This window comes from Wolbachia endosymbiont (group B) of Gerris lacustris, from assembly GCF_964028355.1.
Lineage (GTDB): Bacteria > Pseudomonadota > Alphaproteobacteria > Rickettsiales > Anaplasmataceae > Wolbachia.
The window spans coordinates 1,041,191-1,053,130 of sequence record NZ_OZ034761.1; the positions used below are offsets into that span (position 1 = coordinate 1,041,191).

Consider the following 11,940-nt stretch of genomic DNA (forward strand, 5'->3'; position numbering starts at 1 on the left):
ATAATTTGGTAATATATTAAGAAAATCGACAGTATATTTCTTTATTTAAGAAGTGCAGGAAAGGCGTAGATTTCTCTTTTCATTTGTAGCATGTTGCATTAATATTTACGTATTAATCTAGAAAATAATGATGAATAACATTGTAATTGTTGGTCTGCAATGGGGTGACGAAGGCAAGGGTAAAATAGTAGATTATCTTTCTGAGAATGCAGATGTAGTTGTAAGATTTCAGGGAGGAAATAATGCAGGGCACACTATAGTAATAGATGATGAGGTTTATAAATTAAATTTACTGCCCTCTGCTGTTTTGAGAGCGGACAAAATATCTATTATAGGAAACGGTGTTGCTCTTGATTCACATGCTCTAGTTTCAGAAATAGAGTCATTGAAAGTTGAAGGAGTGGACGTAAACTATAACAACTTGATGGTATCCGAGAGCTGTCCATTAATACTTAGCGTACATAAGGACAAGGAAAAGCTATTTGAAGATTTAAACGGAAATAACAAAATTGGTACAACAAACAAAGGGATAGGGCCATGTTATGAAGATAAAGTTGGCAGGAGAGCTATACGCCTTTGTGACTTAGAAAACGCAGATGAGCTCAATCAAAGAGTGGATGCTCTCCTGAGTTACCATAATGCTATCAGAAAAGGACTTAACTACCAGGTAGTTAAAAAAGAAGAAATATTAAAGGAAATTCAAGAGATTTCAGAAAAAATTCTTTTATATAAAAAACCTGTGTGGAAGATACTAAATGATTTTATGAAAGAAGGTAAGAAAATAATATTTGAAGGCGCTCAAGGCGCATTTTTAGATATCGACCATGGAACTTACCCTTTTGTTACTTCAAGTAATACCGTAGCATCGCAAGCGATAACAGGCTCAGGATTATCCTACAATGCTCACATTATTGGTGTAGCAAAAGCGTATACAACAAGAGTGGGTAATGGTCCATTTCCTACTGAACAAAATAACGAGATTGGAGACAGCTTATTTTCTATAGGTAAGGAACTTGGAACAGTAAGCAATAGAAGAAGGCGCTGCGGATGGTTTGACGCAGTTTTAGTGCGCCAGGCCGTACAACTCTCTGGAGTTTCAAGCATTGTATTAACCAAATTAGATATTCTTGATTCTTTTGATACTATTAAAATAGGCACTGGTTATAAGTATGGCGGAAAAATGTATGATTATTTACCCGCATCACATTCAATACAAAAAGAATTAGAGCCAATATACGAAGAATTTCCTGGTTGGAAAGAGAAAACTCAAGGCAAAAGGTCAGTTAAGGAATTACCTGCAAATTTGATGAAATATGTGAGAAAAATAGAAGAATTAATAGGCGTATCAATTCATCTAATTTCAACTAGTCCCAATAGAGAGGATGTTATTAAGCTTAAAAATCTATGAAAACGTCTTGTTAACTTTTATCTAATAAAAAACGATACTTGTGTGACTTTAAGCAATCTATTATGCAAAGTAGCAGTGTAAACGTACAGTGAGCAGTGTGATTTTTCTTAAATACATGTTGATTGTTATAATATAAATATAGTTATAAGGGGTATATTATGATTGCAGGTTTGACTAAGGAAGATAAAGAAGTAGATGCAGGAAAAATAGGTGATCAATTTGAAAAGCATTTTTGTATAGGACCAACTTTACTGAATAGGGAAGTTTATTACTCTACACTTATCTACCATACATTCAAAGAGTTATATTCACAATTAGATAATATCTCTCATGCTAATAAAACGAGATCAGAAAAAGAAATAATCGATTTTTATGTTCTACCTCAATTTGAACGTTTTAAAGAAATTATTGATGAAGATATAAAAAAAGATCCTTCGTTTGCAAATTTTGCTATCGTAAAGTTTTGTTACTCAATCATAAAAGATAATAAATTATTTAAAGAATTAGAAGAAATGAGTATTCCTGCTAAAAACTCTAGTGTAAAGGCAGGGATAAGCTTTCAACTGAAAAATCTGAAGGAGAAGGTGCAGTTCTTAAGAAAACTAAAGGAGAAAAAGAATTTCACTTGCGTGCAGAGGGCTTTTTGGGATGAGTGGAGTTTTTATGACCTAATAAACGATAGAGATTTTAAACAAACGTACATAGACAAAGCAGTAACAGAGTCTGCTAATGAGAGCTTTAAGGAAGATATAAATAAATGCATAGAATTGGCAGAACAGGGAAAAAAAGCTGCAAGTAAATATTTTGAGAGGAAAGACGTAGAGCTTCAAGCTTATTACACAGAAACCGGTAACGCTCATAGAGTTTTGAATGTTAACCTTATTCATTACGATAAAAATGAGCCAACAAAGATTAGTGACGTTTTACAGCAAGAGAAAGATACTAAAGAACTTAATATCTATTGCAATAAAAAACATGAAATACACGCTCATAAAAAAGATAAGAAAAGATATTATGAATTTAAAGAAGGTGCATATTATGAAATGACAAGCACTTGGCCTGCAAAAGATGGATCAGGAATGTGTGCCATGATTATGAATGTGAGTAGCGATGGCATAACTGAAATACTAAAATTTAATGGTGAAGATTTTGTTTCATCGAAGGAGATTCTAGAATTAATAAAGCAAAACGATGAATTATATATTCAAGGTCTCTCCTTATATGATGCTGTAATGGAATCACTAGAAGAGGATAGGGCTACTCCTATTAATTTTTACAATGAATCTATGGTGGCTTATCAAGGTAAGGAACCAGAGGGGAAGTTAGATCATAAAGTTGATGCTGATAATAGCCTTCCTTCTTCTCCTTCTATTAATAGCAATGCATTGGAAGTCAATTTACAGCACACTGGAACTCAACCAGAAATTGCTTCACAACAAATAACTGATTTACAAAACAGTTTTGGAAAAGAAGAGCGAAAAAACACGGAATTGCAAACTGAACTGGCACAAAAAGATGAAAAGTTAGCAAGTGTGTTAGCAGAGTTACAAGAGAAAGCACAAGAACTTAAAAATGTATGTAGAGCAAAAGGAAAGCTAGAGGATAAGCTAAAAGGTGTTAATACAGAAAAGAAGGAGTTAGAAGACAAATTAAAAGAAGCAGCACACATAATGAAGGAAAAGGAGCAGTATATAAGCAATTTAAAACTTCAAGTGCAAGAGTTGAAAGATGAGCATAAAGCACAACTGGAATCTTATGAACAAGGGATATGCAAACTAGCATGGGAAGTTGAAGAGTTAAGAAGCAAGCTAGAGTGTGAGAATGAATGGGATGATAAAGTTGTAGAAATAGCTGATGGACTGGGAGAAAAAATTCATGCTGATGAACAAAGAAGCCTCAATGATCAATTTTATACTCCAACAAGAAATATTTTCAATGAGACTAATAATGAGTCTTGTGTTCCACTGGAAGAAAAGATGACGTTACTCAGATCTTCAAGCTCTGATGGCGGATATGGTAGTGATAATGGTTTATCTTCTAACATGAGTTCTATTGAACAAAGAAGCTTCAATCATCAATTTTATACTCTAGCAGGAAACGTTTTTAGTGAGCCTGATAGTGCCTCACAAAAGAAGACAGAGTTATCCAGATCTTCAAGTTTTGATAGTGGACTTGATAGCGATGAGGAAAATTGTGATAATGATTTATCTTCTAACATAACTTCTATTGAGAAGGTAGTAGAGAGTAGAAGCGTAGGTAGCTCGCTTTCCTCTTGCATTGTTAAGGAGATGATTGGAGTTAAGTTGCAAGAGCAATACTCAAGTAGAGTATAAAAATCTCCTGTATTGATAATAATTTAAAATCTATAGTAGACTGAAAAAGATTATTAAATTATAATACGACAATGATAAAAGAAGACAAATCAAAAACACTTTTTGAAGTGGAAGGGGCAGTAACTGCTTTACTACCTGCAGCAGAATTTAGAGTGAAGCTGGACAATGAACATGAGATTATCTGTCATGTATCAGGGAAAGTGAGAAGAAGTAAAATACGCATCATTATAGGGGATAGGGTGTTAGTTGAGATGAGCATTTACGATAGGAATGCAAAAAAAGGTCGGATCATTAGAAGACTTAAAAGTACAAGTGACAGAACAATCTCTAAATAATCTTATTCTTGCTTCATCATCGAAAAGGCGTATAGCTTTACTAAAACAAATCAATATTAAGCCAGGCTTAGTTTTGCCAGCAGACATAGATGAAGCCCCTTTAAGAAAGGAACTTCCGAAGGACTACTCAATCCGTATGGCAAAAAGTAAAGCTGAGAAAATACAAAGTTCAAATCCAAATTACTTTGTGCTTGGTGTTGATACAGTTGTTGCTTGTGGTAGAAGGATATTGCTTAAAGCTGAAAACGTTGAACAAGCAGAAAAATGCATCCGCTTGTTATCAGGCAGAAGACATAGAGTATATACCAGTGTGTGTCTATTAACTCCTGATCAATCTAAACAGCATATTAGGACTGTAGTTACAATAGTGAAATTTAAGCGTCTCAGTGAACAAGAAATTAAATATTATTTAGCATCAGAAGAGTGGAAAAACAGGGCAGGGGGGTGCAACATACAAGGTCTTGCTGGAATGTTTGTATTATTTCTACGTGGTTCTTACTCTTCTGTAATAGGGTTACCATTACATGAAACCCATTGCTTGCTAAGTAATTACTTTAACCTATACTAATACCATCATTCTTTTCCTGTTTATCAGCAATACGTTTAGTCCAAAGTAATTTTCTATTTTTGTTTGCTAATGCAATTCTATTGCGATCAGGACTATCATTGCGTTCTGTTAAAGTATCTTTTCTTTCCTCTTCTACTATTCCAGCTTTCAGTTGTGCTGCATCTTTTTCTAGCAATTTATATAGTTCGCTATTTTTATCTATAGTCAGATTAGTATTATCATTTTCTTGTTCTGCCACTTTTCTTTCTAACAACTTACGTACAGGGTCATATTTTTCACCTTCTTTTATCTTTTCCAACATATTTTCTGAGAATAAATCTTTAGTAGCCTGGCGCGAAGGTTCTCTCAATCCTTTATTCAAATTTTCCAATGTCTCTTTTTGTTCAATGGTTTCTAATCTCTTCTCTAATTGCTCAGGATTGACCTGAAAATTATAGTGGCTAGTGTAAGTTGGAGATGAGTAACCTGAGTCGTTTATTTTTGTCTCCGCTGCATTGTCTTTTAGCAATCCAGCTACATCTATATTTTCCTCAGTGCTAATTATTTGATTGTTTTCTTTACCTTCAATTTTATCCTTTAGCCACACTTGATCAGCTGGATTAGTAATTGGCACTTTATGAGTTTCACTCTTACTATTTTTTCCGTGTTCTTCTGGTGCTTCTGGAGATGAATAGCTAGAGCTATTTGTACTCTTAGGTATTAGAACAGGAAATTGCTGTTTACTTTCTTCCCACTCAGCATCACTAGCACCACGGTTATCACTGTCATGTTCATGTATATTTGAATAAGGCAAGTAAGGAACTTTGTCCTTCAATGTTTCTAATATAGAAGACGTTGATTCATTTTTCCTGCCTCCTTCCATTGATGCTCCGCTACCATCAACAACACCAGTGCGCCGTAAGCTGTTTCTCTTGAAATTTCTGATGTCTTGTAATAGATCGCCTTTGCTATTTCCTTCTTGTTGCTGGGTTTTAGGTTGTTGCTGATTATTAGGTGTTTGCTCACTTCTATCTGGTTTTTGGCTTCCAGGTATAGCATGTCCAAATGTAGGATTGTCATACCGTTTATCTTCTTGCCTATTATCTTGATTGTGGCTTACAGACTTGGTGAAAGTAGAACTGTCCGGAGGATCAGAAGTTGCACCTTTTTGCTGATTATTAGGTGTTGGATTATTCTGTTTATCTCTTTGCCCACCATCTTGGCTCACAGGCTTGGCAGAGGCATTCCTCCCTTGCTCATTGGCAACATTTTCTTTAGGTGGAAGTGAACTAGTTCTAAGTGGTGGCAGCGGAGGGGTCTGAGACCCAATTTCTCGATTCATATGAGTAGCTTGGTGTTTTTGAACAGGTTTTTTGACCTCTTGCTCAATATCTCTACTGTTACTTTTTATTGCGATTTCAGATGATTCTTTCATCTCATTCGATTTTCCTTGTCCTTTTTCCCTAAATTGTATTTGATGCAAGAATAAACCACCTATTTTTACATCTTTGTTTGCTTCTAATTGCTCTGCAGTAACACCATTACGTTCAATAAGGTCTACACCATATTTATCAATCTTAATTTTGATAGTACATTTTTTTCCATTTTTGTCATGCCAATTCAAAGTCATTTCATATGAACCATCGGTTACAACATAATGCCTTATTCTTTTCTCTCCTTCTTCGGCAACAAAACCGTGCATTCCGCTCTTTCCATCACTATGCAGCGTTGAAAATCCCGAAATTCCTTTCTTCTGACAAAAGTCACTATTTAAAAACTCGCTGATTTTAAACTCTTTTTTGTCATCTCCCAGTGTAATACTTGCATGATCGCCATATATTGAAACTCCTGCAACATCATCAACATACTCTTTTAACCTTGCTTTAACTTCACTTTCAAACTTTTGTTCGGCTTTCTTTGCGTTGTCGCATTCCTGAAAAACAACTTCATACACTTTATCTTTGTTCCAATCCCAATCAGCGTGTTTTATTAAAAATTTCACTGCATTAAAACCAATCCTAGAATTATAAATTGGGTCGTCCTCCTTTTTTATTTCATCGAATAAAGTAAAAAATCCTCGAATGAATTCATGATACTGTTGTGTGCTTTGAGTATTCATATTTTCCCTCACTAATAACCCTCTGCCTTTTAGCCTTAGCTAGTACAATTATTACGGGAATTGATTTAGTTTTTATTAAAAGAAGTTGTATTGCTAACGTGATGACACGAGCTATAGCTCCACTTCTGTCATCCTATGGCTTGACCATAGGATCCAGTCTAAAAAAGCTGGATTCCAGCGTCACGCGCTGGAATGACAACTTAAAATATCGCTTATAATTAACTATAAACATATTTTGGTCAACCTAAATTGCTTTAGTGCTGCTTTTGCAACTTCAAATACCTGTTACTCACAGTAAATACTTCTGGATCTTGAGAAGTGAGCTTGAGTATAGCAAGTATGTTTATGAGCAGCAAAGCAGCAATTGAGATATCAGCGATATCCCAGAGTAACTTAACTCCACCGATTGCACCAAGTGGAATGATTAAGGTAAAAACTACAGTCCAGATTTTAGTGTATTTATTATCCATAGATACATAGCGTATTGTTTGTTTTGAACAAAAAAACCAAGTAAAGATAGTAGTAAAGGCAAAACAAAACATTATGGCCATAATTAAATAGTCAGTATAGGGCCAATTCATAGCTTTTCTAAAAGCAAAAATGCACATGTTGGTGCTCTCTAAATCAGTAATCCAAGAATCCGTGACAAGCAGTACCATTGTTGTAATGAACACTATAAGTGCAACTATAAAAGGAGATATTATTGTGATTAGGCTCTGTTCAATGATAAATTTATTATTGTTTTTCTTAGGAACAATTGAAGAGTGCACAATCCCTTCGAGGCCAAGTCCTATATCTGTTGCAAAAATACCTCGCAGAGTTCCTACTTGAATAATAGTCAACATTTCTAAAATTAAACCTAAAGATAAGCCAGAGTTAAAGCTACTAGTTGTAAAAAAATTGCTTGTTATTAGTTTTAGAGAAGGAAGAATATTTTCACTAAACTTAAATAATATTATACCGCAAAGTGTTAGGTAACTTAACGTCATTATCGGTATCATAGCCGATATAAAAATTTTAATTTTTTTTAAGCTGAGAGCTGCAACAACAAAAAATATTATGGCCATTACAATGCCGCCAATGACTACAGGTATATCCACCATGCTGAGTGGTATTGATAGAGAATTTACCTGAACAAGGTTACCAACTGTTATTGAAACCATTATTATAACAGCTAGAAACAGAATTGTAGCTTTCCTAGAGTTAAATGCATCAGCCATGTAGGCTACAGGTCCACCTATAAACCGTCCATTTTTTTCCTTTCTGGTTTTTATACTTAGGTAACAAGTAACATATTTTATCACAGAAGTAACAACAATAATTATTGCCATCCATAAAATGGATCCCGGTCCTCCGGTTTTTAGAGCAACAGCAGTGCCTGAAACGTTTCCTACTCCTAAATTTCCTCCTAAGATTGTAAACAAGGCGGCTATAGAAGAAAATTTATTTTCTCCTCTTTTAGCTCCAATAAGTGAAACGGCATACGGTAGTCTAAACACTTGTAACCATTTTAGTTTAACCGATAGGTAAACACCAGCAACTAGTATGAGTAGTATTGTTGGCAGTAATAAAACAAACTTTACTGTATCCATTTGTGAAAGAGAGATTTTTACTTGAGTATATAGCAAAAGTTGAAAATACCTAACCTATTTTCTATGTATGACTTTGGTTCCATTATTCTAGCACCTCTTGTCTTGTCATCCCAATCACAACTGATTGTAATATGGTACAATGTTAAGACGATGTCATCCCAGTGCTTGACACTGGGATCCAGATTGCAAGTGGGTTGGGTGAGTTGCGTTATAGAATGAAGCACTTTTGGTAAAGAAAACTGGATTCCAGTGTCACGCACTGGAATGACACCTACCCCATGAGAACCCTATTTTTCATACCACTCATTTATAAGTTTATTGATATCAGGATCTATAAAATCCTTTAGTGGTTGACTGGTTTTTATCTCAGCATTTTTAGGGATACACCTATCTTTACATATCGCATACTTTATATGAAAATTAGTATCGATGTATTCCTGGCTTGGAACTATATTAGTTTTAAAAGGAAATAATACGATGTTTTCATATATATTACTAATACCAACTCTCATTATTAATGAACCAAATAAGAAGCATTGCAGAGTTGTTTAACCGTGGAAGGGGAAAGAGAGGTAATAAATTTATACAAAGCGCTCTCAAGCAGAACAATTGTATCGTAGATTTTATTGCGCAAAATGTTCTGTTTTATATATAACCAAAACCTCTCAACAGGATTGAGGTCAGGTGAGTATGGTGGTAGGTATATAATTTCGATATTTTTAGGTATCTTTAAACTTTTTGACTTATGCCAACTAGCGCAATCCATCACGAGAAAAGCCTTTCGTATTCCTAAATATTGCGACATCTGTTCAAGGAATATATTTATACAAGCAGTGTTGACGTTTGGTGCAAATAAGCTAAAATTCTCTCCATTTCTGGGATTAACTGCACTATAGAGATAAAAATTTTCCCTACCTAATTTTACCTTAACCTGTGTCCTGCTGCCTTTTTTAAACCACCCATGTCCAACTTTTGAATATGTACCAAACCGTGATTCATCGAAGAAAAATAGCTCTTTTTCAGAATGCATGACAATAGTTTCATTGAGGTTTTTTTTTAAACTCCTCTTGCTTATTTTTATCCTGTCCACTATGAACTGGTCTTGGTGTGATATATGAGAATTTCATTCTTTGCATATTACGATGTATTGTGGATTTGCTGATATTCAAACCAAATCTTTCTTGGATTCTTATTCTCATTTCTCTAATAGTAATATTGGGGTTTTCCTCTATCCACACCTCAATTTGTTCAAGTTGACTTTGGTTCAATATAGTTTTTCTACGGCGTTGAGGTGGAGAAAATAATTTTTCTTCTCTTCCAAATTTTATGTGCTTTATCCATGTAGTAATTGCCTTTCTCGAAATGCAACATATTTTTGCTACAGCTGTTATACTGTGCTTTTTTGCTGCAATTACAGCATTTAGTTTTTTTGCAACATACGCATTATTTCTTACTTTCTTCAGCATCTCTTTTGCTGATTCCACCACTTTTTCATCCAATAATTTTGATCTTAATGCCATCTAAACCTCGCTATTTTACTTACTCCAGTATGGCTTTTTTTCCATTATTGTCTATTCGTTGCTTGTATAGCGGGAATTGGTATTACTTACTCCAGTATGGCTTTTTTTCCATTATTGTCTATTCGTTGCTTGTATAGCGGGAATTGGTATAACAAGTATAACTTGTCCTACTTTATCTTCATGCTCCTTGGGAGTAGGCCAATGGATATCTATTTGGATGTTTATAGCTGGAAGGAAAGAGAATAGGTATCAAACTTATACAAAAGTTAAAATACCTAAGCTTATTTTTGTATCATGAAAATTGTAGCAATAAACCTTTTCTTGAGCGTACATTCAAGAAAATTATAGCATGTAATCACTACTGTAGTTATAGCTAGGGAGCTCTTCGTTATCAGTAGTTATCTCATCACTCTTTTGAATTACGCTCTCACTTTCACTAGGAGAACCTAAACATCTTATATTACCAGTGTCAGGAATTATCAACTTTACTTCTTTGTCGGAAGTCCATAAAACTTTATCTTTTAATTCAATTAATTCAGTGGGTTTCTTAGTGAGGTTCTTGTAAATTACACAGTTGTTTTTAGGATCGTCTTTAAGCTTGCCGTCAAAAGTTAAGAAGTGCTCTAAGTGAAGATAGGGTATTTTAGTATTGTTGCCATCTTTATCTATTATCATATTACTCTTATCAACAATTATTAAAGGTGATACCAATTTTGCAACTATAGTTTTACCTGCACATTCTTTTAGCTCTTCTATGCTACGATCTAATACTAGATTAGGACACGTTGTATTCCAGAAGAAATTTTTGTTATGAAGTGCATTTTTATTAAAATCTTTACTGTGATAACATGCACTTTTATTATTATTATCAGCAGAGAGCTCATTGTAAGGATAACCCTTACCGCTAGTATTTGTTTTACCTTTTCCACTACACCATATACCGCTAGGTAAAAAGTTTGTATAATCTATTGCATTCCCACACTTTGCATCTTCCTTACATTCAAATGTTATAGCAAAATTTGCTGCATAGTATTCCTTAACAGGGTTTGGGTTAGTATAATGCATGATATTTTCATTGTGTATTAATTCAGGAAAAAATTCCTCCAATAGGTCCTTTATAGACCAACCAGGTTGACAAATGTGCTTAGTAAGAGTAGAATAATTTGCACGTTTTATGCAGTTGTGCATGTCATCTGAAGCGTATGCTGTAGTAATAATCACACCTTCTATTCCTTCTTCTTTTGTATTTATTATGTGTTCATATTGATGAGTCATGATTGTATACTAAAAAATTAATATTACTATATTAACATAATATAGTAAATAATTAATAACTTTAATTACACACAAAACTTTTAAATCTCTTGCTCAATTATAGTTGTTAAGCTTTTGCTTTTTAACCTTACTTCTTGTACCACTCATTTATGAGTTTATTGATATCAGGATCTATAAAATCCTTTAGTGGTTGACTGGTTTTTATCTCAGCATTTTTAGGGATACACCTATCTTTACATATTGCATACTTGATATGAAAGTTAATATCAACGTATTCCTGATTTGGAAATATATTAGTTTTGAAAGGAAGTAATACCATGTTTTCATATATGTTACTAACAAATATAACTTGTCCTACTTTATCTTCATGCTCCTTGGGAGTAGGCCAATGAATATCTATATTTGATATGTTACCCTTACAGTCAAAGGAAGTAGGAAGGCCGAAATCTCCAGGATCTTTGTAATATATATGCCAACCTGGTTTTATTGTAACCTTTATTGCGCCTTCAATTGTGAGGTTTGCTTCATTTACCTTACCAATGAGCAGATCAAATTTTGCAACTTCTTCATCAGCGTACAATTGAGTGCAAGAAAAAAGTAAAAGTAGGATTGAGTGTATATGTATTTTCATAAGAATAATCTTACTTTATTTATGAAGAAAATAACTTCAATTCTATCTATTATAATAAATAATATTATATAAATCATTTATTAATATAATATTATGCCAATATAGCTATATTAGCAATCATATGTTATTTTTTTATTGCTAAGCAGTTATAATATAAAGAGACGTAACAAATATAAATAG

Annotated in this window: 12 protein-coding genes; 6 read left to right on the top strand and 6 right to left on the bottom strand. The window is 33.8% G+C overall.

The window, feature by feature from the left end; all coding sequences use genetic code 11:
* Nucleotides 1–130: 130 nt before the first annotated feature.
* The 4 genes from ABWU62_RS05325 to ABWU62_RS05340 all read left to right on the top strand — a co-directional run bounded on the left by ABWU62_RS05325 (nt 131) and on the right by ABWU62_RS05340 (nt 4,644).
* The gene (locus tag ABWU62_RS05325; protein WP_353288174.1) at nt 131–1,408 is read left to right on the top strand and encodes an adenylosuccinate synthase; all 1,278 of its coding nucleotides are present in this window, start codon (nt 131–133) and stop codon (nt 1,406–1,408) included.
* Nucleotides 1,409–1,566: 158 nt separating this feature from the next.
* A complete protein-coding gene (locus tag ABWU62_RS05330) occupies nt 1,567–3,741 on the top strand; it encodes a hypothetical protein (RefSeq protein WP_353287757.1) in 2,175 nt (724 codons plus the stop codon).
* A 71-nt stretch (nt 3,742–3,812) separates the two neighbouring features.
* Complete coding sequence (gene infA / locus ABWU62_RS05335) at nt 3,813–4,076, top strand: translation initiation factor IF-1 (RefSeq protein ID WP_353287758.1); 264 nt, start codon at nt 3,813–3,815, stop codon at nt 4,074–4,076.
* On the top strand, nt 4,054–4,644 hold the full coding sequence (locus ABWU62_RS05340; RefSeq protein ID WP_353288175.1) for a Maf family nucleotide pyrophosphatase: 591 nt from the start codon (nt 4,054–4,056) through the stop codon (nt 4,642–4,644). Before infA ends, ABWU62_RS05340 begins: the two co-directional genes overlap by 23 nt.
* Here the strand turns inward: ABWU62_RS05340 and ABWU62_RS05345 are convergent.
* The 4 genes from ABWU62_RS05345 to ABWU62_RS05365 all read right to left on the bottom strand — a co-directional run bounded on the left by ABWU62_RS05345 (nt 4,631) and on the right by ABWU62_RS05365 (nt 9,854).
* Nucleotides 4,631–6,742 carry a hypothetical protein gene (locus ABWU62_RS05345; RefSeq protein ID WP_353287759.1) on the bottom strand — a complete coding sequence of 704 codons (2,112 nt, stop codon included), beginning with the start codon at nt 6,740–6,742 and terminating at the stop codon, nt 4,631–4,633. The genes ABWU62_RS05340 and ABWU62_RS05345 overlap by 14 nt on opposite strands.
* Before the next feature lie 254 nt (nt 6,743–6,996).
* Nucleotides 6,997–8,334, bottom strand: a complete 1,338-nt coding sequence (locus ABWU62_RS05350; protein WP_353287760.1) for an alanine:cation symporter family protein — start codon at nt 8,332–8,334, stop codon at nt 6,997–6,999.
* Nucleotides 8,335–8,621: 287 nt separating this feature from the next.
* On the bottom strand, nt 8,622–8,846 hold the full coding sequence (locus ABWU62_RS05360; protein ID WP_353287761.1) for a hypothetical protein: 225 nt from the start codon (nt 8,844–8,846) through the stop codon (nt 8,622–8,624).
* 2 nt (nt 8,847–8,848) lie between these two features.
* Nucleotides 8,849–9,854, bottom strand: a protein-coding gene (locus tag ABWU62_RS05365; protein WP_353287606.1) for an IS630 family transposase whose coding sequence is annotated in 2 segments (ribosomal slippage) — nt 8,849–9,391 and nt 9,393–9,854 — 1,005 coding nt in all. Because the reading frame shifts where the segments join, the coding sequence is not laid out codon by codon here.
* Here ABWU62_RS05365 and ABWU62_RS05370 point away from each other — a divergent pair.
* Both ABWU62_RS05370 and ABWU62_RS05375 read left to right on the top strand, forming a co-directional pair.
* On the top strand, nt 9,848–9,991 hold the full coding sequence (locus tag ABWU62_RS05370) for a hypothetical protein (RefSeq protein ID WP_353287762.1): 144 nt from the start codon (nt 9,848–9,850) through the stop codon (nt 9,989–9,991). The genes ABWU62_RS05365 and ABWU62_RS05370 overlap by 7 nt on opposite strands.
* The gene (locus tag ABWU62_RS05375) at nt 9,951–10,100 is read left to right on the top strand and encodes a hypothetical protein (protein ID WP_353287763.1); all 150 of its coding nucleotides are present in this window, start codon (nt 9,951–9,953) and stop codon (nt 10,098–10,100) included. The genes ABWU62_RS05370 and ABWU62_RS05375 overlap by 41 nt, the downstream gene beginning before the upstream one ends.
* A 96-nt stretch (nt 10,101–10,196) precedes the next feature.
* Here the strand turns inward: ABWU62_RS05375 and ABWU62_RS05380 are convergent, their stop codons facing one another.
* Complete coding sequence (locus tag ABWU62_RS05380; protein ID WP_353287764.1) at nt 10,197–10,961, bottom strand: hypothetical protein; 765 nt, start codon at nt 10,959–10,961, stop codon at nt 10,197–10,199.
* Nucleotides 10,962–11,256: 295 nt separating this feature from the next.
* Nucleotides 11,257–11,760 carry a protein-disulfide reductase DsbD domain-containing protein gene (locus ABWU62_RS05385; RefSeq protein ID WP_353287765.1) on the bottom strand — a complete coding sequence of 168 codons (504 nt, stop codon included), beginning with the start codon at nt 11,758–11,760 and terminating at the stop codon, nt 11,257–11,259.
* Between the last annotated feature and the right edge of the window lie 180 nt (nt 11,761–11,940).

Excerpts from the sequence above, each read along its gene's own strand:
- ABWU62_RS05325 (WP_353288174.1), top strand. The coding sequence starts at position 131 with ATGAATAACATTGTAATTGTTGGTCTGCAATGGGGTGACGAAGGCAAG.
- ABWU62_RS05330 (WP_353287757.1), top strand. The coding sequence starts at position 1,567 with ATGATTGCAGGTTTGACTAAGGAAGATAAAGAAGTAGATGCAGGAAAA.
- infA (WP_353287758.1), top strand. The coding sequence starts at position 3,813 with ATGATAAAAGAAGACAAATCAAAAACACTTTTTGAAGTGGAAGGGGCA.
- ABWU62_RS05345 (WP_353287759.1), bottom strand. The coding sequence starts at position 6,742 with ATGAATACTCAAAGCACACAACAGTATCATGAATTCATTCGAGGATTT.
- ABWU62_RS05350 (WP_353287760.1), bottom strand. The coding sequence starts at position 8,334 with ATGGATACAGTAAAGTTTGTTTTATTACTGCCAACAATACTACTCATA.
- ABWU62_RS05360 (WP_353287761.1), bottom strand. The coding sequence starts at position 8,846 with ATGAGAGTTGGTATTAGTAATATATATGAAAACATCGTATTATTTCCT.
- ABWU62_RS05370 (WP_353287762.1), top strand. The coding sequence starts at position 9,848 with ATGCCATCTAAACCTCGCTATTTTACTTACTCCAGTATGGCTTTTTTT.
- ABWU62_RS05375 (WP_353287763.1), top strand. The coding sequence starts at position 9,951 with ATGGCTTTTTTTCCATTATTGTCTATTCGTTGCTTGTATAGCGGGAAT.
- ABWU62_RS05385 (WP_353287765.1), bottom strand. The coding sequence starts at position 11,760 with ATGAAAATACATATACACTCAATCCTACTTTTACTTTTTTCTTGCACT.